Here is a 24,642-nt window from a genome sequence, read left to right on the forward strand (position 1 = left end):
GAGCGCGGCTCCATCGAGAGGAACGTGAACGTGCCCGCGTCGTAGTTCGGCGTGATCTGCGCCGGGGCGGACTCCGAGACCGACGCCAGGCGCAGCTCGTCCCCGTTCGGGTCGGTGTCGTTGCGCAACGGCTCCACCGTCACCGGCTGCCCCGCCGGGACCACCACGTGGTCGCTCACCGCGACCGGCGGCTGCGGACCGGGCACCACGTCGACCAGCAGCTTGCCCTCGAAGGACAGCTCGCCGTCGGAGACGAGCAGGGTCACGATCTTGCGCCCGGTCGAGCCGCCGCCGTCGCGCAGCTCGACCGTGCCGTCGGGGCGCGAGCGCACGTCGTCGCCCGCGACCGTCGCGGCCGCCGACGCGAGGTACAGGTCGTCGCCGTCCGGGTCCTTGAAGAAGGGCAGCACCTTGATCGTCGCGGCGCCGCCCTGGGCGACGCGCAGGACCGGGTCACCGGTCTGCTCGGGGGGAGCGTTCTCGCCCCAGGGGGACACCTTGAGGGTGACGCCCGCCTCGGCGACGCCGCCGCGGCCGTCGGACACGGAGTACCGGAACGACCCGGTGCCCTCGGCGTCCTCGGGGACCACGGCCTGGAGCGCGGCGCCGCCCATGATGGTCTGCACGGTCGCGTTCGACGGCGAGTCCCCGGCGAGCGACGCCGTCATCACGTCCCCGTCCGGGTCCACGTCGTTGCCCAGCACCGGCAGGATCGTCGTGCGCCCCGGACGTACCCCGAACGCGTCGTCCTTCGGCTGCGGCGGCCGGTTCGGCTGGGACCGGTCCGCGATGAACTGGTCCACCTGCTCGGGGTTCGTCAGCTCCGCGTCGGCCTCCTCGCCCTCGGCCTCCTCGGGCATCTGGACGTCCCAGTCGTCGACCTTCTGGTACTCGTCCGCAGCCATCCACAACGTCCCCGCCGACAGGTCGTTGAGCACGATCACCTGCCGGTTCACCCGGTACTCCAGGCGGGTCTGGGGGTCGAGCCCTTCGAGGCGCTCGTCGACGTCGCGGTCGGTGCCCTCGCAGTCGCGGATCACCTGGCCGGTCGAGGCCCACGCCCCGTACGTGCACGACCCGAGGCGCACCGGGGCGGCCGGGACGCCCTGCGCGGCGCGGCGCTGGGCGTCGCCGCCCTTCAGGGGCTGGGTCACGAGCGCGTCGGTCGTCGCGACGACGACGTCGCCCGACCCGGCGGACGGCTGCTGGAGCCGCGCCTGCTCCGCGTCCTCGACCGCGACGGTCCGGCCGCCGGGCAGCACGAGCTGCGAGGCGGAGCGGTCGAGGACGACGGGCTCGTCACCGACGGCCGTCACCTCGACCTCGGCGCCCTTCCCGACCGGGAGGGACGTCGACGCCGGGTCGCCGGAGACGGCGCCCTTGCTCGTGGTCTCGACTGTCCACAGGGCCCCGGTCGAGGGGATCGCGACGAAGACCGTCCCGTCCTCGGACACCGTCAGCGCGCCGTCACCGCCGACCTCGGCCGTCGGGTCGAGCTTCTCGGCGTCGAACGAGGTGGCGCCGTCGAACGGCAGGACCCACAGCAGGCCCTCCTCGCCGTCGAGGATCGCGGTCGTCGCGCCGCCGGAGGCGACCTGCGCCCCGGCCGGCAGGCGGATCTGCCCGGTGAGCTTGAGGTGGGCGACGTCCACGGGGGACGACGTGCTCGTCCCCTGGTCGTCGAGGAGGACGCGGCCCGCGTCCTGCTGCACGTCGAACGACGCGCTGCCCGCGTTGAGCGTGCCGTCCATCGCCTGGGACTCGTAGTTGAACCGCCCCATCAGGCCGGCCGACGTCTTCGTCACCCACACGCCCGAGTCGTTGAGGTCCACGTCCGCCGTGGCCTCGCCCTCGTAGAGCAGCGCCATGCCCACCAGCGCCGTGGAGAACACCGACACGGTGCTCACCGACGCGACGGTACGACGATGCTCGCGGATGGTCGTGAGAAGACCCACCTGTGCTCCTCTGTGCCTGGGCGGGGCACACGTCCTCCCGGTCCCGCCGAGCGGCGGTGACGAGGGGAACGGGTGCTCCGGTGCCCGCAGACTGCCCGCAGAACGCCCCGACGAGGGTAACCGAGGCAGGGTCGCTCAGGGCATGGGGAGCAGTCCCCATGGAGGGTGGAATATTCCCCTGATCAGGGCAGAAGGGACGCACGGGACAGCGCGGCCCGGTCGCGCGTGCGGTCCTCGGCCGCGCGCAGCGACGCGCCGTCCGGGCGGACGGCGGCCGCCGCGGCGCGCGGGGTGGTCGACACCCGGGACCGGGCCGCCGCGCGGCGGCGGCCGAGGTCGGCCAGGGCGGAGCCCACGAGGACGAGCAGACGGTCCGTGCCACGGGGCTCGACCGTGCGGGGCAGGGTGGGGGAGTACGCGCTCATGAGGGGTTCTCCTTGCCGTCGATCGTCGGGAAGACGTTGAAGTGGATCTGCACGGGCCGCGCGCCGGGCGCCTGCTCCTGGCCCTGGAACCGCTGGAGCGTCGCGTCGAACGCGTCCCACGCCTCCGCGACCTCGAGCATCTGGTCGGCGGTGAGCCACATGCTCGTCGTCGTCAGACGGCTGCCGTCGAGCCACCGCGTCGGCAGCTCGGGGGAGCGCTCGAGGAACGCCTGGATCTTGCGCGCCCTCGCGGACTCGAACTCGCGGCTCACCATCGCGCCCGCGAGCGTGGCGGCGGCGTCCTCCTCGTCGTGCGGGACGTCGACCGTGAACCCGCCCGGCGGGCGCTCCCACCAGCGCTCGCGCGCCGTCCCGCGGCCCGCGACCTCCCGGACGAGGCCGTGCCGCGCGAGCTGGCGCAGGTGGTAGCTCGTGGACCCGCTGGACTCGCCCACGAGGTCGGCGAGGCGGCTCGCGGTGAGCGCGCCGTGCGTCGAGAGCAGGTCGAGGATCTGCACCCGCAGCGGGTGCGCGAGCGCCTTGAGCTGCGCGGGGCCGAGCGCGGGGTGGCGTTCGGCCGGGACGGGTTCCGGTGCGCTGTCGGTGGGCATACGACGACCGTAGCGATGCAAACGACTCTTTGCAAGAGGTTCTTTGCAGCGAGATGTTGGCATGTGTCGGACGGCCCGCGCGGGGAGCGGGGCCGAGCGCGAGGTGCGAGCATCGAGCGCATGACGCAGGTGGCGGAGCGGGTGCGCGGCGCGGCGGAGCGCGCCATCTTCCTGCGGGTCGCGGGCCCGGACGCCACGGCGACGCGGGCGCGCATCCACGAGACGCCCGGCCCGCGCTGGTTCCCCGCGGGGTCCGCGGTCCAGCGCGTGCACGGCGACGCGTCGATGTTCGTCGGCGGGCTGCGCGCGCTGCTCCTGCAGAGCCTGCACCCGCTCGCGATGGCCGGGGTCGCCGCGCACTCGGGCTACCGGGGCGACCCCTGGGGGCGCCTCCAGCGGACCTCGACCTTCATCGCCACGACGACCTTCGGCACGGCCGACGACGCCGCCGGCGCCGTGGCGGCGGTCCGCGCGGTCCACGAGCGGGTCCGCGGCGTCGCGCCCGACGGCCGCCCCTACCGCGCGAGCGACCCGGACCTGCTGCGCTGGGTCCACGTCGCCGAGACGCAGAGCTTCCTCGTGGCGCACCAGGAGTTCGGGCACCGCCCGCTCGACGCCGCCGGGTGCGACGAGTACGTCGCGCAGGCGGCGGTGGTCGGCCGCGCCCTGGGGGTCGAGGACGTGCCGGTCACGGTGCGCGAGCTGGACGACGCCGTCGCCGGGTACCGTCCGGTGCTCGGCCTCACCCCGGCAGCGCTCGACGCCGCGCGGTTCCTCCTCGTCGAGCCGCCGCTGCCGTGGGCGGTGCGTCGGGTGTACGCGGGGCTCGCGGTGGCCGCGCGGGCGTCCCTGCCGGACTGGGCACGCGCGGGCATGCCGCGCGTGCGGGGACTGCCCCAGCGGTGGGCGCACCCGGCGGGGGAGACGGTCACGCGGCTGCTGCGGTGGGCGCTCCCCGGGGCCTGACGGCGAGGCTCGCCCGGCGGGTCAGGCCTCGTCGCGGCGGCGACGGTAGGCGTCGAGGTCGTCGTTGAGCCGGCCGAGGAGCTCGGCGAGGAGGGCCCGGTCGAGGCGCGACCAGTCCCCGAGCACGTCCGCGTAGAGCGCGGTGCGCGCCGCGCGGTGAGCGGCGAGCTCGTCGAGCCCCGCGCCCGTGGGCTCGACGACGACGGCCCGGCCGTCGTGCGGGTCCCGGGCCCGGCGCACGTGCCCGGCCCGCTCGAGCGCGACCACCTGGCGGGTGACGGTGGAGGCGTCGAGGCCGAGGCGCTCGGCGAGCGCGTTGACGTGCAGCGGGCCGTGGGTGCCGAGCGTGTGGAGCAGCAGGTAGCCGGACCGGTCGAGCGTGCCGCCCCGGCGCGACGTCCCGGGGCTCCCGGAGGCGCGCGTGCGCTCCGCGCGGCGCAGGAGCTGGGCGACCTCGAGCTCGATCGCGCCCAGCACGTCCTGGGCGGTCGCGTCCCCGCGCGCCTCGGCCTGCGGCTGATCGTTTCCCTCGGCAACCGTCATGGGTGTATTCTACAGATAGTTACCTGCTAGATACAGGTACTCCTCCCGCCGCCGCCCCTCGTGCGGCGGCCTCCCTCACCAGGAAGTGCGACCGAGTGGCCTCCACACGCAACGAACCGAACCGCACCGCCATCTACGCGACCGCCCTCACCGCGTTCTTCGCGATCGCCGGCATCGCCGTCGTCGACCCGATCCTGCCCGTGATCGGCGAGGAGATCGGGGCGTCGACCTGGCAGATCGAGCTCCTCTTCACCGCCTACATCGCCGTCATGGCGCTCGGGATGATCCCCGCCGTCATGGCGACCGGGCGCTTCGGCTACAAGAAGATCCTCGCCACGGGCGTCAGCCTGGTGGCCGTCGCGGCCGTGCTCGCGGCGCTGAGCACGAGCATCGGCCAGCTCGCCGCGCTCCGCGGCCTGTGGGGCCTCGGCAACGCGATGTTCTTCGCGACGGCGATGGTCCTCCTGGTCTCCCTGGCGAACGACCGCGAGTGGGTCGTCGAGCTCTTCGAGACGTGCGTCGGTCTCGGCTTCGCCGTCGGGCCGCTCCTCGGCGGGCTGCTCGGCGGCATCTCCTGGCGTGTGCCGTTCTTCGTGTGCGGCGTCTTCATGCTCGTGGCGCTGCTCGTGTCCGTGACCCGGCTCAAGGACCCCGCCGCGAAGCCCGCGCCGCTGCGCGTCGGCCAGGTCTTCCGCCTGTTCCGCAAGCCCGGCTTCCTCGCCCTCGCCGCGGTCACCGCCGCGTACAACTTCTGCTTCTTCGTCGTGCTCGGGTACACCCCCGTGTTCCTCGGGCTCGACGTCGTGCCGCTCGGTCTCGTCTTCACCGCGTGGGGCGTGGGGCTCGCGGTCGGGATCCTCGTCGTCGGGCACCGGCTCGCGCACCGCGTCGGCGCCGTCCAGACGCTGGGCGTGGCCGTCGTGGGCGTCCTCGTCGCGCTCGTGCTCCTCGCGCTCGACCTCGGGACCGCCTGGTCCGTCGTCGTGCTCGTCGGTGCCGGCGTGTTCATGGGCATCGCGAACGCCAACCTCACGGACCTCTCGCTCGCGCTCGGCGACCCGGACCGCCGCGTGACCACCGGCGCGTTCAACCTGGTGCGCTGGGGCTTCGCCGCCCCCGCCCCGGTCATCGCGGGGCTCCTGCACCCGGTGTCCGCGACCGCGCCGTTCTGGCTCGGGGCGGGGATCCTCGTGCTCGGCGTCGTCGTGTTCGTGGCGTACGGGCACCGGATGGCGGGCGAGCTCGGCGAGCGCGTCCTGTGGTCCGGGTGGAACCGCCGGGCCCGGACCGTCGAGGGGACGCCCGAGGAGGCGCTCGGCGAGGTCTGAGCCGCCGGCGTCGCCGACGACGGGGGAGAGGGTCCTGGGCCGCGCGGCCCAGGACCCTCAGCCCTCCGGGTCGGTCCCGGCGTCGGCCGAGCCGTCGCCCGAGGTGCCCGACGGCGCGCTGGCCGCCGGGTCGGGCTCGGGTTCGGTCGCGGCCGACTCCGCGGCCCGGGTGAGGGCCTCGATCCCGGCCGTCAGCGCGCGCAGGTCCGCGACGTCGAGCCGGTCGAGGAGGTCCGTGAGGGGCTCGTCCTCCTGCGCGACGAGCCGGCGCACCGCCGCGGCGCCGCGCGGGGTCGCGGCGACGAGGCGCACGCGACCGTCCTGCGGGTCGGGGCGGCGCGACGCCATGCCCGCCGCCTCGAGCCGGTCCACGATCCCCGAGAGCGTCGCGGGGGAGATGCCGAGCACGTCCGCGAGCCGGTGCGAGCTCGTCTCCCCGTCGAGCTGCAGCACGGCGAGCGCGCGGAGCTGGGGGACCGTCAGGGTCGTGCGGAGCAGCGGCTCGAGGCGCTGCGCGAGCAGCAGGTCGGCGAGCCGGCGCTGAGCGTCCTCGAGGCGCCGGGCGAGCGTCGCGCGCTCGTCGTCGGCGGGGTGGGTCACGGCGCCGACTCTATCGGTGGGCGCGGGAACCATCCCGAGATGCTTCGCGTTACGCTAACGAAATCGCGACGCCGACGTCGTCTCCCGCCCGACCTGGAACCCCTGGAGGCTCCGTGTCCCGTCTCGCCCGGCTGTCGCTGGCCAACCGCGCGCTCGTCGCGCTCGCCACCGTCGCGATCGCGATCTTCGGCGTCCTCAGCATGGGATCGCTCAAGCAGGAGCTCATCCCGAGCCTGCAGATCCCCACGGCCGCCGTCGTCGGCGCGTACCCGGGCTCGGCCCCGGCGATCGTCGAGCAGCAGGTTACCGTCCCCGTCGAGACGGCCGCGCGCGGGGTCAAGGGGGTCGAGGACGTCACGTCGACGTCGTCGACCGGCCTCTCGGTGACGACCGTCCAGTTCGCGTACGGCACGGACATGGACGCCGCGGCCTCGCAGCTCCAGACGGCCGTCACGCGGCTGCAGTCCCAGCTCCCGGAGGACGTCGAGCCGCAGGTCGTGACCGGCTCCGTGGACGACCTCCCGGTCATCCAGCTCGCCGTGTCGGGCGGCGCGGACGAGGCGGCGCTCGCGGACACCGCGACGTCGAGCCTCGTCCCCGCGCTCGAGGACGTCGAGGGGGTCCGCAGCGTCGCGGTGAGCGGCGTCGCCGACCAGCAGGTGACGATCGCCCTCGACCCCGCCGCGCTCGCCGCCGCCGGGCTCAGCCCGCAGCAGGTCTCCACGATCCTCCAGGACAACGGTGTCGTGGTGCCCGCGGGCACCGTCGCGGAGGGCGACCGCACCCTCAGCGTGCAGGTCGGCACGGCCGTCACGACCGTCGACGAGCTCGCCGCGCTGCCCCTCGTGTCCCCGACCGCGGCGCCCGGCACCCCGCCCGTCGCGCTCGGCGACGTCGCGACCGTCACCGCGGGCCCCGAGCCCGCGACGTCGTTCTCCCGGCTCGACGGCGAGCCCGCGCTCGCCGTCGCCATCACCAAGACGCCCGCCGGCAACACGGTCGAGGTGTCGCACGCGGTCCAGGACGCGGTCGACGACCTCTCCGGTGTGCTCGACGCCCAGGACGTGCGCGTCGAGGTCGTGTTCGACCAGGCCCCGTTCATCGAGGAGTCCATCGAGGGCCTCGCGACCGAGGGCCTGCTCGGGCTCCTCTTCGCGGTCGTCGTGATCCTGCTGTTCCTCGCGTCGCTGCGCTCGACGCTCGTCTCCGCCGTGTCGATCCCGCTGTCGCTGCTCGTGACGTTCATCGTCATGAACGCCACGGGCTACACGCTCAACATCCTCACGCTCGGGGCGATGACGGTCGCGATCGGCCGCGTGGTCGACGACTCGATCGTCGTCATCGAGAACATCAAGCGGCACCTGTCGTACGGCGAGGAGAAGGTCGGCGCCATCATCGGTGCGGTCAAGGAGGTCGCGGGCGCGATCACCGCCTCGACCGTCGCGACCGTCGCCGTGTTCCTGCCGATCGCGCTCGTGGGCGGCATGGTCGGTGAGCTCTTCCGGCCGTTCGCGCTCACCGTCGCCATCGCGATGCTGGCCTCGCTCTTCGTCGCGCTGACGATCGTCCCGGTCCTCGCGTACTGGTTCATCACGTCGCCGCCCGTCCCGGCCGACCCGGAGGCCGCGCGCCTCGCGGGCGAGCGCGCCCGCGCCGCCGCGGAGGTCAAGGAGCGTCGCGGGCTGTGGCAGCGCGCGTACCTCCCGACGCTGCGGGCGGCCCTGCGCCACCCCGCGATCACGCTCGGCGTGTCGGTCGCGATCCTCGCCGGGACGCTCGCGCTCGTGCCGCGGCTCGAGACCAACTTCCTCGGCGACACCGGCCAGGACACGCTCACCGTCACCGAGTCGTTCGCGCCGGGCACGTCGCTCGACGCGCAGGACGCGGCCGCGCGCGACGTCGAGCAGGCGCTCCTCGACGTCGACGGCGTCGCCACGGTGCAGACGACCGTCGGCACCGCGGGCGGCCCGGAGGCCGCGTTCTTCGGCGGCGGCGGGTCCCCGACGGCGACGTTCGCCGTCACGCTCGACGCGGACGCCGACGCCGTGGCGGCCCAGGAGGACGTGCGCGACGCCGTCTCCGGGCTGGGTGGGGACGCGAGCGAGGGCATCGAGGTCGCGGGCGCCGACGCCGCGTTCGGCAGCTCCACGGTCGACCTCGTGGTCCGCGCGCCCGACACCGACACCCTCGCCGCGGCCGCCGCCGAGGTGCAGGAGCTCGCGGAGGGGACCGACGGCGCCGCGCAGGTGACGAACAACCTCGCCGCCGCCCAGGCCACCGTCCAGGTGACGGTCGACCGTGAGGCGGCGGCCGCCGTCGGGCTCACGGAGACGCAGGTCGCCGGGACGGTCGCGGGGGCCATGTCCCCGGCTCCGGTCGGCACGGTGAACCTCGGCGACGGCCCGGTGCAGGTGCGCGTGGTCGCGGGCGAGGCGCCGGCGACGGTCGCCGAGCTCGAGCAGGTCGTGCTGCCCACCGCCGCGGGCCCCGTGCCGCTCACGCAGGTCGCCGAGGTCGCGGAGGTCGAGGTCCCCACCTCGATCACGCGCGTCGACGGCGAGCGCAGCGCGACGATCGCCGTCACCCCCGCGGGGCAGGACCTCGGCGCGCTGACCACCGAGCTCACGACCGCGATCGACGGGCTCGAGCTCGAGGGCGGCGCGACGGTCGAGGTCGGGGGCGTCGCCGCCGACCAGGCCGACGCCTTCGCCGACCTCGGCCTCGCGCTGCTCGTCGCGATCCTCATCGTCTACCTCGTCATGGTCGCGACGTTCCGCAGCCTCCTGCAGCCGTTCATCCTTCTCGTGTCGATCCCGTTCGCCGCGACGGGCGCGCTGCTCCTGCTGCTCGCCACAGGGACGCCGCTGGGTGTGCCGGCCCTCATCGGCCTGCTCATGCTGGTCGGCATCGTGGTGTCGAACGCGATCGTGCTCATCGACCTCATCAACCAGTACCGCGAGCGCGGGCGGGCGCTCGACGACGCCGTCCTGGAGGGGTCGCGCAAGCGGCTGCGCCCCATCGTCATGACCGCGGCCGCGACGATCTTCGCGCTCACGCCCATGGCCATCGGGATCACGGGCGGCGGCGCGTTCATCTCCCAGCCGCTCGCGCTCGTCGTCATCGGCGGCCTGCTGAGCTCGACGCTGCTCACGCTCGTCGTCGTGCCGGTGCTCTACACGCTCGCCGAGCGCCGCGGCGAGAAGCGCGCGGCGAGGAAGGCGGCCAAGGAAGAGGCCCAGGCCCAGGCCGAGGCCGACAAGGCCGCCGCCGAGGAGACGACGGCGAACGCCTGAACCGCCCACCGTCCCCGACCCGCCGGACCCGCCGGGCCCTCGCCGACCACCTGTTCGGCGCGGGGGGTCGGGAGAGTCAGGAGGGGCGGGCGACGCCCGTCTCGTAGGCGAGCACCACGGCCTGGACGCGGTCGCGCAGGCCGAGCTTGCCGAGGACGCGCCCGACATGGGTCTTGACCGTCGCCTCCGAGAGCACGAAGCGCTCGGCGATCTCGGCGTTCGTCAGCCCTTCACCGAGGGCCTCGAAGACCTCGAGCTCGCGCGCGGTGAGGTCGGCGAGGCGCGGGTCGTCCCGGCCGGTCGGTGCCTGGGCCGGGGCGGCGGTGCCGTCCTGCGGGAGCTGGCCGGAGAACATCTCGAGCATGCGGCGCGTGATGCGCGGGGAGACGGCGGCGTCGCCGCTCGCGACGGCGCGGATCGCCCCGACGAGCTCCCCGGGCTTGGCGTCCTTGAGGAGGAAGCCGCTCGCCCCGGCGCGCAGGGCGGCGAAGGCGTACTCGTCGAGGTCGAACGTCGTGAGGATGATGACGCGCGACCCGGGCTGGGCGGTGACGATCCGCTCCGTCGCCTCGATGCCGTTCGTGCCGGGCATGCGCACGTCCATGAGCACGACGTCCGGCGCGAGCGCGGACGCCTGCGCGACGCCCGTCTCGCCGTCCCCGGCCTCGCCGACGACCTCGATGTCGTCCTCGGCAGCGAGGATCATGCGGAAGCCCATGCGCAGCAGGGCCTGGTCGTCGACGAGCAGCACCCGGATCGGTGCCCCCGTTCCCGTCATGTGCGTTCCTGTCCGTCGTCGCGTGCGCCGTCCTGGCGGCCGGGGTCGAGGTCGAGGCGCAGGCTCGCCCGCACCTCCCAGCCCGTCCCGCTCGGCCCCGCGGACACGGTACCGCCGTAGACCGCGGCCCTCTCCCGCATCCCGATGATCCCGCGACCGGTGCCGACGGGGACGCCGGGCGGGTGCTGCTCCGCGACGGACGGCGGGAGCCCGCGCTCGTCGGCGCTCGCGCCCTCCCCGGGACGACGGCCCGCCTGGTTGACGACGCGCAGCTCGAGCCAGTCGGCGCCGGGCTCGGCGCGGCGCGACACCTCGACGAGGACCACGGGGGACAGGGGCGCGTAGCGCAGCACGTTCGTCAGGGCCTCCTGGACGATGCGGTGCGCGGTCTGGCGCAGGGCGGGGCCGGGCGTCGGCTGCGGGCCGGAGCGCACGAGCCGGACGGGCAGCCCGGCGGTGCGGAACCGCTCGACGATCTCCTCGAGCTCGGGCGTCTCGTGCGCGGGCGCGAGGGGTACGGTCTGCTCGCCGCCCGGCTCGCGCAGGACGCCGAGGACGCGCCGCATGTCGGCGAGCGCGGCGCGGCCGGTCGCGGTGAGCTCGTCGAGCGCGTGGCCCGCGAGCTCGGGGTTCTTGGCGCCCGACGCCTTGGCGCCGTCCGCGAGGGCGACCATCACGGTGAGGGAGTGCGCGACGACGTCGTGCATCTCGCGCGCGATGCGCGTGCGCTCCGCGGCGGCGGCGAGCTGCGCCTGCTGGTCGCGGTCGCGCGCGATGGAGTTGGCGCGCTCGACGAGGTCGGACACGTGCTGGCGGCGCGCGCGCACGTTCGTGCCGATCGCGAGCGCGACGAGGCAGAGGATGGTGGTCACGAGCATGCCGACGATGCGGTCGACGGTCGCGCGGCCGGGCTCGACGCTCTGGCGCAGGACCTCGCCCTCCGGGGTGGTGACGACGTCGTACCAGAGCAGGGTCGCGCCGGAGAGCGCGAGGACGGTGATCGCGAGCACCGGCCACGCGATGCGCGAGGGCCGCGACGCCGCGACGGCGTAGACGGCGAACATGGCCGCGACCTCGAACCCTGCCGTGTCGCCGGTGACGCCGATGGCGACGACCCCGACCACGGTGAGCGCGAGCGCGACCGTGACGGGCCGACGGCGGCGCCAGTACAGGAGCACGCCGCCGACGAGGAAGAACACGAGCGACAACGCCGTCGTCCCGCGGGGCTGCGACGCGGTGAGCGCGTACAGCACGCCGGGCACGACGAAGACGGCCACGACGACCCAGTCCATGACGACCGGGTGCCGCGCGAAGTACCGGCGGACGGGGCCGAGCCGGCGCGCGTCGAGCTCGGTGAAGGGAGCGGGCGCGGGGCGCAGGGGGTGGGTCGACGAGCCCGGGCTCCCCGGGGCGGCGGGGTCTGCCGGCTCCGGGCGCGCCACGGCCGACGCCGGACGAGCGGTCTGCTCGTCCGGCGTCGGCGGGGTGGTGGGCCGGGTGGTCACGCGTCCCGGCGCTTGAGGACGACCGCGGCCGCGGCGACCAGCGCGGCGGTCCAGCCGAGGAGCACGGCGTAGCCGGGCCACGGCGCGATCGTGTCGCTGCCCGACATGTTGCCGCCGAGCACGATCTGCTCGCCGGCGGACGCGGGCAGGGAATTGTAGAGCGTCTGGACCCAGTCGGCACCGGTCACGCCCATGACGATCCCGAGGACCATCGACAGGACGAAGAACACGGCGACGAGGGTGAAGATCGCCCCTGCGGAGCTGCGGAGCAGCACGCCGACCGCGACGGAGAAGAGCGCGACGGTCGTGAGGTAGAGCACGACGCCGATCAGGGCGCGCTGGTCGTCCGCGGACGAGAAGTCGACGGTCATGTCCTTGCCCGACAGGATCGGGTACGTCACGAGCCACGACAGCCCGACGGCCACGACGGTCGTCACCGCGGTCACCACGCCGACGACGATCATCTTCGCCGCGAGGGCGGGGAGACGGCTCGGCACGGCGGAGAGCGTGGAGCGGATCATGCCGGTCGAGTACTCGCCCGTCACGGTGAGCGCCCCGAGCACGGCCACGGCCAGCTGCGCGAACGTGTAGCCGACGGTGATCACGGTGATGCCCACCCCGTCGGCGGACCCCATGCCGGCCTCCTCGGGCGTGGCGCCCGCGGACTGCATCGAGGACATGACGGCCGCGAACATGAGCGAGAAGCCCACCATGACGACGACGGTGATGCCGAGCGTCCACCAGGTGGAGCGCAGGGTGCGGAACTTGATCCACTCCGAGCGCAGCACGTGGCCGAACGAGAGGCGGTAGGGGGAGGTGCGGGACGCCGTCGGGCCGGCGCCGGTGGCGAGGGTCGTGGCGCTCATCGCTGCGCTCCTTCGAGGGAGTCGGTGGGGGCCGGTGCGCCCGCGGTCGCGCCCGCGGCACCGTGGCCGATGTGGTTCTGCGCGGAGTCGGTCTGGTACTCGACCGCGTCCGCCGTGAGGGCCATGTAGGCGTCCTCGAGCGTGGACGTGACCGGCGTGAGCTCGTGCAGCACGAACCCCTTGGCCGCGGCGAGCTCGCCGATCCCGGGGGCGTCCGCGCCCGTGACGACGAGCATGCTCGGCTCGTCGCTCGTGACGGTCGCGCCGTCGCTCGTGAGGAGCTCGGCGAGCTGCGTGGCGTGCGGGGTGCGCACGCGCACGGTGCGCTGCTGCGAGCCGTTGACGATGTCGCTCACCGGGGCGTCCGCGATGATGCGGCCCTTGCCGATGACGATGATGTGGTCGGCGGTGAGGGCGACCTCGCTCATGAGGTGGCTCGACAGGAAGACGGTGCGGCCCTCGGAGGCGAGGTAGCGCGCGAGGTTGCGCACCCACAGCACGCCCTCGGGGTCCAGGCCGTTGACGGGCTCGTCCAGGATGAGGGTCTTGGGGTCGCCCAGCAGCGCGGACGCGATGCCCAGGCGCTGGCCCATGCCGAGGGAGAAGCCGCCCACGCGCTTCTTGGCGACCGGCTGCAGGCCGGTCATCTCGATGACCTCGTCCACGCGCTTGGTCGGGATGCCGTGCGTGGCGGCCATCGCGAGCAGGTGGTTGTAGGCCGAGCGGCCGGTGTGCACGGCCTTGGCGTCCAGCAGCGCGCCGACCTCGGTCAGCGGTGAGCGGTGCTGGGCGTAGGGGCGCCCGTTGACGGTGACGGTCCCGGCGGTGGGGCGGTCCAGGCCCATGATCATGCGCATGGTCGTGGACTTGCCCGCGCCGTTGGGGCCCAGGAAGCCGGTCACGGTCCCGGGACGCACGGTGAACGAGACGCCGTCCACCGCGGTCTTGGGCCCGTACCTCTTGGTCAGGCCGCGTGCTTCGATCATGACTTCGCCCCTCCGAGGGTCGTTCGTCCGGGATGGTCCTGGTGCACCGCGGGAAGGTCGCTCCGGTCCGGCCGGGCCCCTCACCGCGAGGTACGTCTCGAGCCTACGGACGGGCTCGGTGCCGGGCAGCCACCTTGCGACGTATCTTGCCGCCGTCGTGACCCGGAGTGTGTACGCCGCGCGGCGTACGCGACGTCCCGGCGCGTGGTCCGCTGGTCGGGACTTCGCCCGCGAGGCGCGGAAAACCCGCGGGAACAGTGGCCGGGACTCGCACGTTCCCTAGGATGAACGCAGGCCAGCGACACCCGACTCGAGGCGAGACGCCGATGACGAGGCCCGCTGAGAGGTAGTGGACGCCGCGACCAGGAGGAGCTCATGAGCAACCCCGTCTTCAACAACAGCGCGGTCTTCGGCGAGCCGAAGAACCGGCGCGGTGGGGCGGCCACGCAGGCCGCGCCCGCCTACGGGAGCCCGCCCGCACAGGGCCAGGGCCCCGCGTACGGCACGCCCCCGCAGGGCGCGCAGTGGGGTGCGTACGGCGCCCAGACCGCGGACGCGGCGCAGCTCGACGCGATGTACAGCGCGCCGTCGGCGACCACGGCGGACACCAAGCGCCTCACGTACGACGACGTGATCATGAAGACGGGCGGCCTGCTCGCGCTGCTCGTCGTCGTCGGGGCGGCGTCGTGGTACCTCACGCCGCAGATGCCGTTCCTCTACCTGCTGGGTGCGATCGCCGGCCTGGTGCTCGGCCTGGTCAACGCGTTCAAGCGGAACCCCAGCCCGGCCCTGATCATCGCCTACACCGTGGCCCAGGGCCTGTTCCTCGGTGGCATCAGCCTCGCGTTCGGCACCATGACCGTCGGCAACGGCGGGAACCTCACGGACATCGTCTTCCAGGCGGTCCTCGCGACCGTCGCGACGTTCGCGGCCGCGCTGTTCCTGTTCCGCTCCGGCAAGGTGCGCGTCACCCCGAAGTTCACGCGCTGGCTGCTCATCGCGATGGTCGGGTACCTCGCGTTCTCGCTCGTCAACGTCGTCCTCGTGCTCTTCGGCGTCCTCGACGGCTGGGGCATGCGCGGCGGCACGATCGGCATCGTCGTCGGGCTCATCGCGGTCGGCCTGGCCGCCGCGTCGCTCATCGTCGACTTCGACTCGATCAAGCGTGGCGTCGAGGCCGGCGTCCCCGCCAAGTTCGCGTGGTCGGCCGCGTTCGGCCTCATGGTCACGCTGATCTGGCTCTACCTCGAGTTCCTGCGCCTCTTCGCGATCCTGCAGAGCAGCGACTGACGGTGGCGCGCAGCACCCGTGAACCGGTACCCGCGGCGGACCTCCCGCCGCGGGTGCCGGTGTTTCTGGCCGGGCTCGTCGTCGCGGCGGCCGCGATGCTCGGCGTCCAGGTCCTGTACATGGTCGTCTCGGGCGCGCCGCCCGCGTGGCTGTCGTTCGCGGCGCTCCTCATCCTGCTCAGCGTCCCGACGGCGGGTGCCGCCGTCGCCTGGCTCGGCACCCGGATCACGCGCGACGCCACGGAGCGCCGGGCCGCGCTCGTGTTCGCGGCGCTCGGCCTCGTGGCCGGAGCGCTCTGGGGGTCGTTGCTCGCGGGCGGCATCGCCCGCCAGCTCGCCGACGCCGGCGCGGGCGGTGGCGGTGCGCTCGTCGCGGGTGCGGCCGCCGTCGTCGGGGTCACCGCCGCGGTCGGGGCGGGTCTCGGCCGGCTCGTGGCGCCCGAGGCCTCCGACCGCCCGCTGCTCGTCGTGGTGCTCGGCGTCGTCGTGGTCCTCGTCGCGATCCTGGGTCTCGTCGGCTGACGGCCCCACCCCGTGAGTGCGGGAAGGAGCCGCGGTCGGACGTCTCCGCCGCGACTCCTTCCGCACTCAGCGGGTGGGGTCAGGCGGGGAGGCGGCCGGCGGCCGAGGCGAAGCCGAGCCACGTGTGGCGGTTCCCGGCCCAGCACCAACCGACCTTCGGGGCGCCGCGGCGCTCGCGCCCGTCGCGTCCCGTGCCGTTCGAGATCCAGAGCGCGGGGGTGCGGGTGTCGAGGCGGCCGTCGGGCTTGCGCAGCCGTGAGCCGACCGTCATGTAGCAGTGGTTGCGCGCGAGGACGTCCGGCGCCTGGAGCGCCCAGTGGATCCCCTCGTGCAGCAGGAGCGGCGTCCGGCCGCGCGCCGTGAGCTCCGGCAGCGCCTCGTCCGGGGACCAGCTCGCCAGGTCGTCGCCGCGGTCGACCTCCGTGACGAGCGAGAGCGGCCCCGGCGGGACGACGATTTCCTCGATCGGCGCGAAGCGGTCCACGTCCGTCATGTCGACGACGACGAAACCCTCCTTCTCGCCGTCCTTCGCCGGGAGCCGCAGCAGGGGTGCGAGGGCCGACGGCGGCGCGAGCGCCGGGTCGACGACGAGCAGCGCGCCCGCGGGGGCGGTGGCCGCGAGGTCGGCCGCGGCGGCGCGGAACGCGTCCGCGGTGAGACCGGCGATCTCGTGGACGTCGAGCGCGACGAGGCGCTCGGCCTGCGCGACGACGTCGGGCAGCGGGGGGAGCGCGGGCGGCGCGGGTGCCGTCGTGGGTGACGCGGGACGGGTGGCGGCGGTCGTGGGCTCGGGCACGGGTCACCTCTCGGTCGGGGATGTCGGCGTCCTCAACGTTCTACACCGTACGGGAATTCCCGTCGCGAGCGACCCTCATGCCGGGCGTCGGTCGGGACGGCGCCCGGCCGGGCACGCGCGCGGCGCCGGATCGGGGATGATCGGGGCATGAGATACGCAGAGCACGTGTCCGAGCTCGTCGGCGGTACCCCGCTCGTCCGGCTGTCCCGTGTCACCGCAGGCCTCAGCGCGACGATCCTCGCCAAGGTCGAGTACGTGAACCCCGGCGGCTCCGTCAAGGACCGCATCGCGCTGAAGATGGTCGAGGCCGCGGAGGCGTCGGGCGAGCTCCGGCCCGGCGGCACCATCGTGGAGCCGACGTCGGGCAACACGGGCGTCGGGCTCGCGCTCGTCGCGCAGCGCAAGGGGTACGACTGCGTCTTCGTCTGCCCGGACAAGGTGAGCCAGGACAAGCGCGACGTGCTGCGCGCGTACGGCGCGCGCGTCGTCGTCACGCCGACCGCCGTGGCCCCCGACCACCCGGACTCCTACTACTCGGTCTCCGACCGGCTGGTCCGCGAGATCCCGGGCGCCTGGAAGCCGAACCAGTACGCGAACCCGAACGGCCCGGCGTCGCACTACGAGTCCACCGGCCCCGAGGTCTGGGCCGACACCGACGGTCGCGTGACGCACTTCGTCGCCGGGGTCGGCACGGGCGGCACCATCACCGGCACGGGCCGCTACCTCAAGGAGGTCTCCGCGGACCGCGCGGCCTCCGACGGCGGGCGTGTGCGCGTCGTCGGCGCGGACCCGGCGGGCTCGGTCTACTCGGGCGGCGACGGGCGCCCGTACCTCGTCGAGGGCGTGGGCGAGGACTTCTGGCCGGACGCCTACGACCCGGCGGTCCCCGACGAGGTCATCCCGGTCAGCGACGCGGACTCGTTCGCGATGACCCGGCGCCTCGCGCGCGAGGAGGGCCTGCTCGTCGGCGGGTCGTGCGGCATGGCCGTCGAGGCGACGCTGCGGCTCGCGCGCCGGCTCGAGGAGGAGGACCCGGAGGCGGCAGCGCGGGCCGTCATCGTCGTCCTGCTGCCGGACAGCGGGCGCGGCTACCTCTCCAAGATCTTCAACGACGCGTGGATGCGGTCCTACGGGTTCCTGCCCGACGAGGAGGGCGTGACCGCGGGCGACGTGCTGCGCGCGAAGGACGGCCGCCTGCCCGACCTCGTGCACACGCACCCGAGCGAGACGGTCCGCGACGCCATCGAGATCCTGCGCGAGTACGGGGTGTCGCAGATGCCCGTCGTCGGCGCCGAGCCGCCCGTGAAGAGCGGGGAGGTGGCCGGGTCGGTGAGCGAGCGCGCGTTGCTCGACGCCGTCTTCTCCGGCCGAGCGTCGCTCGCCGACCGCGTGGAGCAGCACATGGAGCCGCGCTTCCCGCTCATCGGCGCGGGCGAGGGCGTCGAGGCCGTGCGCACCGCGCTGCACGACGCCGACGCGCTGCTCGTCGTCGAGGACGGCGACCCGGTCGGGGTCCTCACGCGGCACGACCTCCTGGGGTTCGTCGCCGCGCGCTGATCCCCGCCGGGCCCGGCGCGCGCCTCAGGCTCCGGCCTGCGGGCGCGCGAGGGATGCCAGGCCCGCGAGGAGCGCGCGGACGTGCAGGTCGAAGCTGCGGTCGAGGTCGTCGGGCAGGCGGAAGCCGCCGCCGAGCTCGAGCGCGACGAAGCCGTGCAGGCTCGCGCGCACGGACCGGACGGCGTCGACCGTACGGTCCTCGGGGAGGTCGAACCCGCGCAGCACCGCGGCGACGACCTGGACGCTGCGCCCCGCGGCCGCCGACAGCGCGGCGTCCGCGGGGTCGTCCGGGTCGGGGGCGACCTGCACGGCCGCGTACCGGCCGGGGTGCGCCCGGGCGTACCGCCGGGTCGCGTGCGCGAGGGCGGCGACGGCGTCGGGCCCGGCGAGGCCGACCGTCGCGTCGGTGAGGGCGCGCGTGTAGTCCCCGACGGCGACGACGGCGACCTCGCGGCGCAGCGCGGCGAGCGAGCCGACGTGCTTGTACAGGCTCGGCGTCGCGACGCCTGCCTGCGCGGCGACCTTGGCGAGCGTGAGGTCGGCGAAGCCCGTCGGGCCGCCGGCGTCGACGAGGTCGAGCGCGATCCGGACGACGGCGTCGTGGGACAGCCCGGCCCTAGCCACGAGCGTCCTCCGACCGCTCGGCATCCGGGCGCGCGTCGGCGTCGGGCAGCCCGGAGAGGAAGCCGAGGGTCGCGGCCACGACCTCCTCGGGCGCCTGGAGCTGGGGGTAGTGGCCGACGTCGGGCAGCAGGAGCGTGGTCGCGCCGAGCGCCTGCTCGGCCCACGCGGCCTCGGCGGCCGGGTCGGCGTAGTCGGGGTCGAGCGCGCCGTAGACCGCGAGCACGGGCGCCTCGACCTGGGCGACGCGCGGCTCGACGACGCGGTGGTCGAGCTGGAGGGTGAGGTACCGGAAGGAGCGCAGGCGCCCCGGCTCGGAGAGGTTGGCGCGGATCGCGGCCTGGTGCGCGGCGAGGCGCGCGGGGGTGCGGCCCCTGTTCAGCGAGCCGTAGAACGAGGCCCAGAACGCCGCGCCCCACGGTCGCGCGAGCGCGACGCGGTAGAGCACGCGCATCGCGCGGAGCCTCGCGGGGGACGACGGCTCGCGCAGGAACCCGTCGAGCAGGACGAGCCCGCGCACGAGGTCGGGACGCAGGGCCGCGGCGACCACGGCGGCCGACGCCGCCATGGAGCTTCCCAGCAGGACGGCCGGGCCGGCGCCCAGGTGCTCGATGAGCGCGACGTAGTCGGACGCGGTCGCCTCGTCGCCGTGCGTCGCGAAGGTCGTGTCGCTGTCGCCGTGGCCGCGCAGGTCCATGACGACCACGCGGTGGCCCGCGGCGAGGAGGTCGGGGACGACGTCGTCGTAGGTGGCGCGGAGGTCGCCCATGCCGGGCGCGGCGAGGACGAGCGGGCCGGAGCCCTGGTCGGTGTAGGCGAGGCGTCCCTCGGCGCGGGCGAGGTGGCGCACGCTCGGTTGCTGGCTCGTGGTCATAGCTGCAAGGCTAATGCCATTAGCCAACGAGGGCAAGAGTTCCGGCGATCGCGCCCGGCCGGGGCCGGGCGACCCGCGTAGGGTAGGGAGACCCGCGCCCGCGCGGGCCTTCCTGCACCCGACGAGAGGCAACCTCGTGACCGACCAGCCCACCCTCCCCACCGCCTCGGGATCCTTCGGCGAGAAGCCGACGCTCACCTTCCCCGAGACGGACGCGCCCAGCGGTCTGCAGGTGGTCGTGCTCACCGAGGGCGACGGCCCGGCCGTCACGTCGGGGCGCAACATCGTCGTGCACTACCTCGGCCAGACCTGGGGCGGGCACGTCTTCGACAACTCCTACGACCGCGGCGACACCATCGCCTTCCCCATCGGCGTCGGCGCCGTCATCGGCGGCTGGGACAAGGGCCTCGTGGGCCAGAACGTCGGCTCCCGCGTGCTGCTCTCGATCCCGCCGGAGCACGGCTACGGCCAGCGCGGCGTGCCGCAGGCCGGCATCGGCGGCACGGACACGCTCGTCTTCGTCGTGGACGTCGTCGACGTCCAGTGACCTCCTGAGCGCGGGGTGCCCGTCGTCGCGGTGATCACCCACGACGGGCGCCCGCCGCTCAGCGCCGCACGGACCGCGTCACCGTGAAGCGCGGGTCGCGCGCGACCTGCGTCGTGGGCCCGACCGCGCGCTCGAGCGCGGGACGGTACCGCAGGTGCGAGTTCCACACGCACGACAGCTCGCCGCCCGGTCGAAGCACGCGCCCCGCGGTCGCGAACATGCGGTGCGCCGCGTCGGTGCGCACCGCCGCGCCGTCGTGGAACGGCGGGTTGAGCAGCACGACGTCGGCGCTCGCGTCCGCGAGGGTCACGCCCGCGTCGTCGCGCACCGTGCGCACGCGGTCGGCGACGCCGTTCTCGCGCGCCGTGAGCGCCGTCGAGCGGACGGCGGCGTCCGAGCGGTCGGCGGCGACCACCCGCGCGTCGGGCCAGCGCCGGGCCGCCCACGCGGCGAGCAGGCCCGTCCCGCACCCGAGGTCGACGACGTCGCGCGGCGCCGCACCCTGCCCGCCGGGGGTCGGTCCGTCGTCGGCGCCGAGCCGGTCGAGCAGGAACCGCGTGCCGAGGTCCAGGCCAGCGCCCGCGAAGGCGGCGCCGAACGCCGCGACCCGCAGGCCGACGTCGGCCAGGTCGGTGACGACCGGGTAGGTCAGCGGGCGCGCCGGCCGGGGCGCCGACGCGACGAGCACGCGGGACTTGCCCCGGGCGAGGCTCGCGCGCACCTCGCCGAACGACTCGGCGAGGACGTCGTTCATCGCGCGCGTCATGTGCTTGACGCGCGCGCTCCCGAGGAGCACGACGTCCGGCCCCGCCTCGCGTGCGACGTGCTCCGCGACGTCGCGCAGCGCCGCGAGACCGCGGGGGAGCCGCAGCAGCACGACCCGCGCCCCGGCCAGGAGCCCCGCGTCGAGGCCGTGGCGGTCGTACGCCGTCGCCGTCCCCACCGCGCGCGCGTTCGCGTCGAGCGCCGCCTCCGCGGTGCACGCGTCCTGGTGGACGCGCACGCGCCCCCCGGCGGGACCCGTCCCGGTGAGCAGCGCCGCACCCAGGGTGAGGGCGCCGTACCGGTCGTCGACGACGGCCACGGCGCCCGGCGCGACGCCGGCGAGCAGGGGCGCCGCCTCGTCGAGCAGCAGGCGGTCGGCCGGGTCGACGGCGACCGGTGCGTCCTCCCGGTCCGGGCCGGCGTCGTGGGTGCGCAGGCGCTCCAGGAGGGCGGCGAGGTCGGGCGAGGTCGTCACCGCCCCAGTCTCCCCGACGCCCGGTGGTCGCCGCGCCGCGCGCCCGGCGGAGCGCTACTGTGCGACTGCGGAGAGCGAGGAGGCACCCGTGGACGTCCCGCGAACCCTGGTCGAGTCCCGTGCCGTCGGGCGCGCGCTGCGCGACCGGGTGCCGCGCCGCACGCAGGGCGCGCTGCTGCTGCCGGAGCGCGACCCGGTGGCGATCGTCGAGGAGCAGAACCGCGACCGTCTCCAGGACCTGGTCCCGCTGCGGATCGGCCGGATGCTCGAGTCGCCCTTCGCGTTCTACCGCGGCACCGCCGCGACCATGGCCCACGACCTGCGCGACGGCCCCCGGACCGGCGTCCAGGTCGTCGGGTGCGGGGACGCGCACGTCTCCAACTTCGGGCTCTTCGCGTCGCCCGAGCGGCGGGTCCTGTTCGACCTCAACGACTTCGACGAGGCGTCGGACGCCCCGTGGGAGTGGGACGTCAAGCGCCTCGCGGCGAGCATGTACGTGGGCGGGCGGGACAAGGGCCTGGCCGAGCACGACTGCGCGGACGCCGCGCGCGGCGCGGTGCGCGGGTACCGCGAGACGCTCGCCGAGGCGTTCGCGCGCGACGCCCTCGAGCGCTACGCGTTCCTCGTCGACACCGCGGTCATCGAGCCCCTGCTGCTCGACGGCGGGCGCGAGGAGCTCGAGCGGACCGTGCGCAAGGCGCGGCGGCGCACGTCGGAGCAGGTGGTGCGGAAGATCACGAGCCGGACCGCCGACGGCCGCACGCGGATCGTCGACCAGCCGCCCGTCACCCAGCACGTGGACACGGCGAGCGTCGACGAGCTCACGACGCTGTTCGAGGCGTACCGCGAGCCGCTGCGCGCCGACGCCCGGCTCCTGCTGAGCCAGTTCAGTGTCGTGGACTTCGTGCTGCGCGTCGTGGGCGTCGGGAGCGTCGGGACGCGCTGCTACATCGTGCTCCTCGAGGGGCCCGCGGGGGAGCCGCTCGTGCTGCAGGTGAAGGAGGCGACGTCGTCGGTCCTCGCGACGTACGGGGGGATGGTCGACGCGCTGCCGTCCGGGCTCGTGCCCGCCGGGGCCGTGCCCGCCCAGGGCCGCCGGGTGGTCGCCGCCCAGCGCATCCTGCAGGCGCAGTCCGACCCGTTCCTGGGGTGGACGACCGTCGAGGCGCCCGACCGCACGGGCCGCCCGCGCGTCGACTTCTACTGGCGCCAGTTCCGCGACATGAAGGGGTCCGTCGAGCTCGGCCGGCTCTCGGCCTCGCAGTTCGTGCGGTACGGGGAGCTGTGCGGGCGCGTGCTCGCCCGCGCGCACAGCCAGTCGCCGGGCGCGCGCGTGGCGCACGGCTACCTCGGCCGCTCGGACGTGTTCGACGAGTCCCTCGCGCGGTGGTCGCGCGCGTACGCGGACGTCGTCGAGGGCGACTACGCCGCGCTCGAGGCCGCCGTGACGAGCGGCCGCCTCCCGGCCGAGCGGGGCGTCTGAGCCGGTCCGACGGCGGTGGACGCCCACCCGCGCGCCCGACGGCCGCCCGTACGCTGGGCGCCATGACGGACGACGCCGGTCAGCCCGGCCCGCACGCCCCCGCGCCCGCCGAGGTGCCTGCGGAGTCCTCCGCGCGGGCAGAGGCTCCGACCGCGCACGCCGAGGCGCGCGGGACCGCGCGCGTGGCGGTCGAGTACTGCACGCAGTGCCGCTGGCTGCTGCGCGCGGCGTGGGTCGCGCAGGAGCTCCTGCAGACGTTCCGCACGCGCCTGGGCGAGGTGGCCCTCGTGCCCGGCACGGACGGCGTCTTCCGCGTCACGCTCGACGCCGGGGACGGGCCGGTGCTGCTGTGGGACCGCCGCGTCGACGGCGGGTTCCCCGAGATCCCGGACCTCAAGCGCCGGGTGCGCGACGCCGTCGCGCCCGACCTGTCGCTCGGCCACACCGACCGCGCGGCCACGCGACGGACGCCGTGACGGACGCGCCGCGCACGGACTGAGGCCGGTCGGCCGCGCGGCAGATACTGTCCCGCAGGACGCGGCTCAGCCCTTCTTCGCGCGCGCGGCGGCGAGCCGCTCCTCCTCGGCGCGGACCTTCTTCTGCACCTCGCGCTCGGCCGTCAGCCACTCCGGCGGGTCCTGGCGCAGCGCGTCGATCTCGTCGGTGGTCAGCGGCTCGGTGAGGCCGCCGCGCGTGAGGCCGGAGATCGAGACGCCGAGCCGGCCCGCGACGACGGGCCGCGGGTGCGGGCCGTTGCGGCGCAGGTCCGCGAGCCACTGGGGCGGGTTCTTCTCCATCTCCTCGAGCTGGGCCCGGGTGATGGTGCCCTCCTGGAACTCCTGCGGCGTGGCGGGCAGGTACACCCCGAGCTTCTTCGCCGCGGTGGCGGGCTTCATGGTCTGCGCGGACTGCTTGGGGGTCATGGGCTCCAGGGTAGTCGGCCGGTCGGGTACCGGCGGCCCGCGGTCGGGCGCGCGGCGGGCGTCCGGCGGGCCTGCGACGGACCCGGTGCACGCCGGGCGGGAGCGCGCGGGACCGCGCGCCTAGGCTGTCCGGGTGGACGACGACGCGGGCACGGCTCCCGAGGCAACGACCGACGGCGGCGGGGACGACGGGGCCGGCCGCCGGTTCCGGCTCGCGTACGTCCCCGGCGCGACCCCGGCCAAGTGGGTGCGCACGTGGCGCGAGCGCCTCCCCGACGTGCCGCTCGAGCTCGTCGCCGTCGAGCCCGGCGACGCGGAGCGGGCGCTGCGCGACGACGAGGCCGACGCCGCGATCCTGCGCCTGCCCGTCGACCGCGACGCGCTGAGCGCGATCCGCCTCTACGAGGAGGCGCCCGTCGTGCTCGTGTCGCGCGACCACCTGCTCGCCGCCCTGGAGCCCGAGGAGCCGGTCGCGCTCGACGACCTCGCCGACGACGTGCTGCTGCGGCCGCTCGACGACGTCGTGCCGTGGGCGGGCGAGGCCGGGGCCCCGGACGACGCGCCGCAGCCACCGGGGCGGCCGGCCGACGAGCGGCCCGCGACGACCGGCGACGCGGTCGTGCTGGTCGCCGCGAACGTCGGGGTGGCGGTCGTGCCGCAGTCGCTCGCGCGCCTGCACCACCGCAAGGACGTCACCTACCGCCGCCTGGAGGGGGCGCCGTCGGCCCCCGTCGCGCTCGCGTGGGTCGCGGACCGTGACGACGACCTCGTCGAGGAGATGGTCGGGATCGTCCGCGGCCGCACGGCCAACAGCTCGCGCGGGCGTCGCGCGACGGCGCCCGCGGAGGACGCCGCGCCCGCCCGCGAGCGCCGCGACCGCGACGCGCGCGGTGGCGCGGGCCGCGGGGGAGCGGGCGCCGGTCGTGCGGGAGCG

24 protein-coding genes are annotated in these 24,642 nt (G+C 75.1%); 10 read left to right on the forward strand and 14 right to left on the reverse strand.

All coding sequences use genetic code 11. The features are described 5' to 3' along the window. The 3 genes from MT994_RS19150 to MT994_RS19160 all read right to left on the reverse strand — a co-directional run. The coding region (locus MT994_RS19150) for an Ig-like domain-containing protein (protein ID WP_354807577.1) at positions 1-1,955 on the reverse strand (1,955 nt) is incomplete at its 3' end. A 182-nt stretch (positions 1,956-2,137) separates the two neighbouring features. After that, entirely contained in the window at positions 2,138-2,380 is a 243-nt protein-coding gene (locus MT994_RS19155; protein WP_354807579.1) for a hypothetical protein, read from the reverse strand. After that, on the reverse strand, positions 2,377-2,991 hold the full coding sequence (locus MT994_RS19160) for a helix-turn-helix domain-containing protein (protein WP_354807580.1): 615 nt from the start codon (positions 2,989-2,991) through the stop codon (positions 2,377-2,379). Before MT994_RS19160 ends, MT994_RS19155 begins: the two co-directional genes overlap by 4 nt. A gap of 120 nt (positions 2,992-3,111) precedes the next feature. On the opposite strand from MT994_RS19160, the gene MT994_RS19165 reads away from it, so the two are divergent. Next, on the forward strand, positions 3,112-3,957 hold the full coding sequence (locus MT994_RS19165; protein WP_144723553.1) for an oxygenase MpaB family protein: 846 nt from the start codon (positions 3,112-3,114) through the stop codon (positions 3,955-3,957). 21 nt (positions 3,958-3,978) lie between these two features. Here the strand turns inward: MT994_RS19165 and MT994_RS19170 are convergent, their stop codons facing one another. After that, entirely contained in the window at positions 3,979-4,500 is a 522-nt protein-coding gene (locus MT994_RS19170) for a MarR family transcriptional regulator (protein ID WP_354807582.1), read from the reverse strand. 95 nt (positions 4,501-4,595) lie between these two features. Here MT994_RS19170 and MT994_RS19175 point away from each other — a divergent pair, with 95 nt between their 5' ends. Beyond that, positions 4,596-5,828, forward strand: a complete 1,233-nt coding sequence (locus MT994_RS19175) for an MFS transporter (RefSeq protein ID WP_354807584.1) — start codon at positions 4,596-4,598, stop codon at positions 5,826-5,828. Between the two features lie 57 nt (positions 5,829-5,885). On the opposite strand, the gene MT994_RS19180 is transcribed toward MT994_RS19175, so the two are convergent. Beyond that, entirely contained in the window at positions 5,886-6,428 is a 543-nt protein-coding gene (locus MT994_RS19180) for a MarR family transcriptional regulator (protein ID WP_194521120.1), read from the reverse strand. Positions 6,429-6,541: 113 nt separating this feature from the next. On the opposite strand from MT994_RS19180, the gene MT994_RS19185 reads away from it, so the two are divergent. Beyond that, positions 6,542-9,721: an efflux RND transporter permease subunit gene (locus tag MT994_RS19185; protein ID WP_354807586.1), complete on the forward strand. Its 3,180-nt coding sequence runs from the start codon at positions 6,542-6,544 to the stop codon at positions 9,719-9,721. A 76-nt stretch (positions 9,722-9,797) separates the two neighbouring features. Here MT994_RS19185 and MT994_RS19190 read toward each other — a convergent pair whose 3' ends face one another. From MT994_RS19190 to MT994_RS19205, 4 genes are read right to left on the reverse strand one after another with little or no spacing between them, the layout of a single operon-like run. After that, the gene (locus MT994_RS19190; RefSeq protein WP_354807587.1) at positions 9,798-10,499 is read right to left on the reverse strand and encodes a response regulator transcription factor; all 702 of its coding nucleotides are present in this window, start codon (positions 10,497-10,499) and stop codon (positions 9,798-9,800) included. After that, positions 10,496-12,004, reverse strand: a complete 1,509-nt coding sequence (locus tag MT994_RS19195; RefSeq protein ID WP_354807589.1) for a histidine kinase — start codon at positions 12,002-12,004, stop codon at positions 10,496-10,498. The genes MT994_RS19190 and MT994_RS19195 overlap by 4 nt, the downstream gene beginning before the upstream one ends. Further along, complete coding sequence (locus MT994_RS19200) at positions 12,001-12,870, reverse strand: ABC transporter permease subunit (RefSeq protein WP_021482323.1); 870 nt, start codon at positions 12,868-12,870, stop codon at positions 12,001-12,003. The genes MT994_RS19195 and MT994_RS19200 overlap by 4 nt, the downstream gene beginning before the upstream one ends. Beyond that, a complete protein-coding gene (locus MT994_RS19205) occupies positions 12,867-13,856 on the reverse strand; it encodes an ABC transporter ATP-binding protein (protein ID WP_354807590.1) in 990 nt (329 codons plus the stop codon). Before MT994_RS19205 ends, MT994_RS19200 begins: the two co-directional genes overlap by 4 nt. 375 nt (positions 13,857-14,231) lie before the next feature. Between MT994_RS19205 and MT994_RS19210 the strand changes: the two genes are divergently transcribed. Continuing rightward, complete coding sequence (locus tag MT994_RS19210) at positions 14,232-15,146, forward strand: Bax inhibitor-1/YccA family protein (protein ID WP_021482325.1); 915 nt, start codon at positions 14,232-14,234, stop codon at positions 15,144-15,146. A gap of 53 nt (positions 15,147-15,199) precedes the next feature. Further along, positions 15,200-15,667, forward strand: coding sequence for a hypothetical protein (locus tag MT994_RS19215; RefSeq protein ID WP_143317313.1), 468 nt, complete (start codon positions 15,200-15,202; stop codon positions 15,665-15,667). Positions 15,668-15,746: 79 nt separating this feature from the next. Here MT994_RS19215 and MT994_RS19220 read toward each other — a convergent pair whose 3' ends face one another. Beyond that, complete coding sequence (locus MT994_RS19220; protein ID WP_354807591.1) at positions 15,747-16,463, reverse strand: DUF5701 family protein; 717 nt, start codon at positions 16,461-16,463, stop codon at positions 15,747-15,749. Between the two features lie 147 nt (positions 16,464-16,610). Here MT994_RS19220 and MT994_RS19225 point away from each other — a divergent pair, with 147 nt between their 5' ends. Continuing rightward, on the forward strand, positions 16,611-18,020 hold the full coding sequence (locus MT994_RS19225) for a cystathionine beta-synthase (protein ID WP_354807593.1): 1,410 nt from the start codon (positions 16,611-16,613) through the stop codon (positions 18,018-18,020). A 24-nt stretch (positions 18,021-18,044) separates the two neighbouring features. On the opposite strand, the gene MT994_RS19230 is transcribed toward MT994_RS19225, so the two are convergent. After that, positions 18,045-18,644: a TetR-like C-terminal domain-containing protein gene (locus tag MT994_RS19230; RefSeq protein ID WP_206158415.1), complete on the reverse strand. Its 600-nt coding sequence runs from the start codon at positions 18,642-18,644 to the stop codon at positions 18,045-18,047. Beyond that, positions 18,637-19,515, reverse strand: coding sequence for an alpha/beta hydrolase (locus MT994_RS19235; protein ID WP_354807594.1), 879 nt, complete (start codon positions 19,513-19,515; stop codon positions 18,637-18,639). The genes MT994_RS19230 and MT994_RS19235 overlap by 8 nt, the downstream gene beginning before the upstream one ends. 136 nt (positions 19,516-19,651) lie before the next feature. Between MT994_RS19235 and MT994_RS19240 the strand changes: the two genes are divergently transcribed. Next, positions 19,652-20,062, forward strand: coding sequence for an FKBP-type peptidyl-prolyl cis-trans isomerase (locus MT994_RS19240; protein ID WP_009864026.1), 411 nt, complete (start codon positions 19,652-19,654; stop codon positions 20,060-20,062). Between the two features lie 58 nt (positions 20,063-20,120). Here the strand turns inward: MT994_RS19240 and MT994_RS19245 are convergent, their stop codons facing one another. Next, the gene (locus MT994_RS19245; protein WP_354807596.1) at positions 20,121-21,302 is read right to left on the reverse strand and encodes a methyltransferase; all 1,182 of its coding nucleotides are present in this window, start codon (positions 21,300-21,302) and stop codon (positions 20,121-20,123) included. An 88-nt stretch (positions 21,303-21,390) separates the two neighbouring features. On the opposite strand from MT994_RS19245, the gene MT994_RS19250 reads away from it, so the two are divergent. Together MT994_RS19250 and MT994_RS19255 are read left to right on the forward strand one after the other, a co-directional pair. Further along, complete coding sequence (locus tag MT994_RS19250; RefSeq protein ID WP_354807597.1) at positions 21,391-22,785, forward strand: DUF2252 domain-containing protein; 1,395 nt, start codon at positions 21,391-21,393, stop codon at positions 22,783-22,785. Positions 22,786-22,847: 62 nt separating this feature from the next. After that, the gene (locus MT994_RS19255; RefSeq protein WP_354807598.1) at positions 22,848-23,261 is read left to right on the forward strand and encodes a SelT/SelW/SelH family protein; all 414 of its coding nucleotides are present in this window, start codon (positions 22,848-22,850) and stop codon (positions 23,259-23,261) included. 66 nt (positions 23,262-23,327) lie between these two features. Here MT994_RS19255 and MT994_RS19260 read toward each other — a convergent pair whose 3' ends face one another. Then, on the reverse strand, positions 23,328-23,708 hold the full coding sequence (locus tag MT994_RS19260) for a DUF5997 family protein (RefSeq protein WP_034650386.1): 381 nt from the start codon (positions 23,706-23,708) through the stop codon (positions 23,328-23,330). Positions 23,709-23,841: 133 nt separating this feature from the next. Here MT994_RS19260 and MT994_RS19265 point away from each other — a divergent pair. Continuing rightward, positions 23,842-24,642: substrate-binding domain-containing protein (locus MT994_RS19265; protein ID WP_354807599.1), on the forward strand; the 801-nt coding region annotated here is incomplete at its 3' end.

Origin of the sequence: Cellulosimicrobium sp. MI9406 (genome assembly GCF_040595865.1) — a bacterium.
In the GTDB taxonomy this organism is placed as follows: domain Bacteria; phylum Actinomycetota; class Actinomycetes; order Actinomycetales; family Cellulomonadaceae; genus Cellulosimicrobium; species Cellulosimicrobium funkei.

What these genes read in the sequence shown, in the direction of transcription:
- MT994_RS19155 (WP_354807579.1), bottom strand. Translation starts at nt 2,380, where the DNA reads ATGAGCGCGTACTCCCCCACCCTGCCCCGCACGGTCGAGCCCCGTGGC.
- MT994_RS19160 (WP_354807580.1), bottom strand. Translation starts at nt 2,991, where the DNA reads ATGCCCACCGACAGCGCACCGGAACCCGTCCCGGCCGAACGCCACCCC.
- MT994_RS19165 (WP_144723553.1), top strand. Translation starts at nt 3,112, where the DNA reads ATGACGCAGGTGGCGGAGCGGGTGCGCGGCGCGGCGGAGCGCGCCATC.
- MT994_RS19170 (WP_354807582.1), bottom strand. Translation starts at nt 4,500, where the DNA reads ATGACGGTTGCCGAGGGAAACGATCAGCCGCAGGCCGAGGCGCGCGGG.
- MT994_RS19190 (WP_354807587.1), bottom strand. Translation starts at nt 10,499, where the DNA reads ATGACGGGAACGGGGGCACCGATCCGGGTGCTGCTCGTCGACGACCAG.
- MT994_RS19200 (WP_021482323.1), bottom strand. Translation starts at nt 12,870, where the DNA reads ATGAGCGCCACGACCCTCGCCACCGGCGCCGGCCCGACGGCGTCCCGC.
- MT994_RS19205 (WP_354807590.1), bottom strand. Translation starts at nt 13,856, where the DNA reads ATGATCGAAGCACGCGGCCTGACCAAGAGGTACGGGCCCAAGACCGCG.
- MT994_RS19210 (WP_021482325.1), top strand. Translation starts at nt 14,232, where the DNA reads ATGAGCAACCCCGTCTTCAACAACAGCGCGGTCTTCGGCGAGCCGAAG.
- MT994_RS19225 (WP_354807593.1), top strand. Translation starts at nt 16,611, where the DNA reads ATGAGATACGCAGAGCACGTGTCCGAGCTCGTCGGCGGTACCCCGCTC.
- MT994_RS19235 (WP_354807594.1), bottom strand. Translation starts at nt 19,515, where the DNA reads ATGACCACGAGCCAGCAACCGAGCGTGCGCCACCTCGCCCGCGCCGAG.
- MT994_RS19255 (WP_354807598.1), top strand. Translation starts at nt 22,848, where the DNA reads ATGACGGACGACGCCGGTCAGCCCGGCCCGCACGCCCCCGCGCCCGCC.
- MT994_RS19260 (WP_034650386.1), bottom strand. Translation starts at nt 23,708, where the DNA reads ATGACCCCCAAGCAGTCCGCGCAGACCATGAAGCCCGCCACCGCGGCG.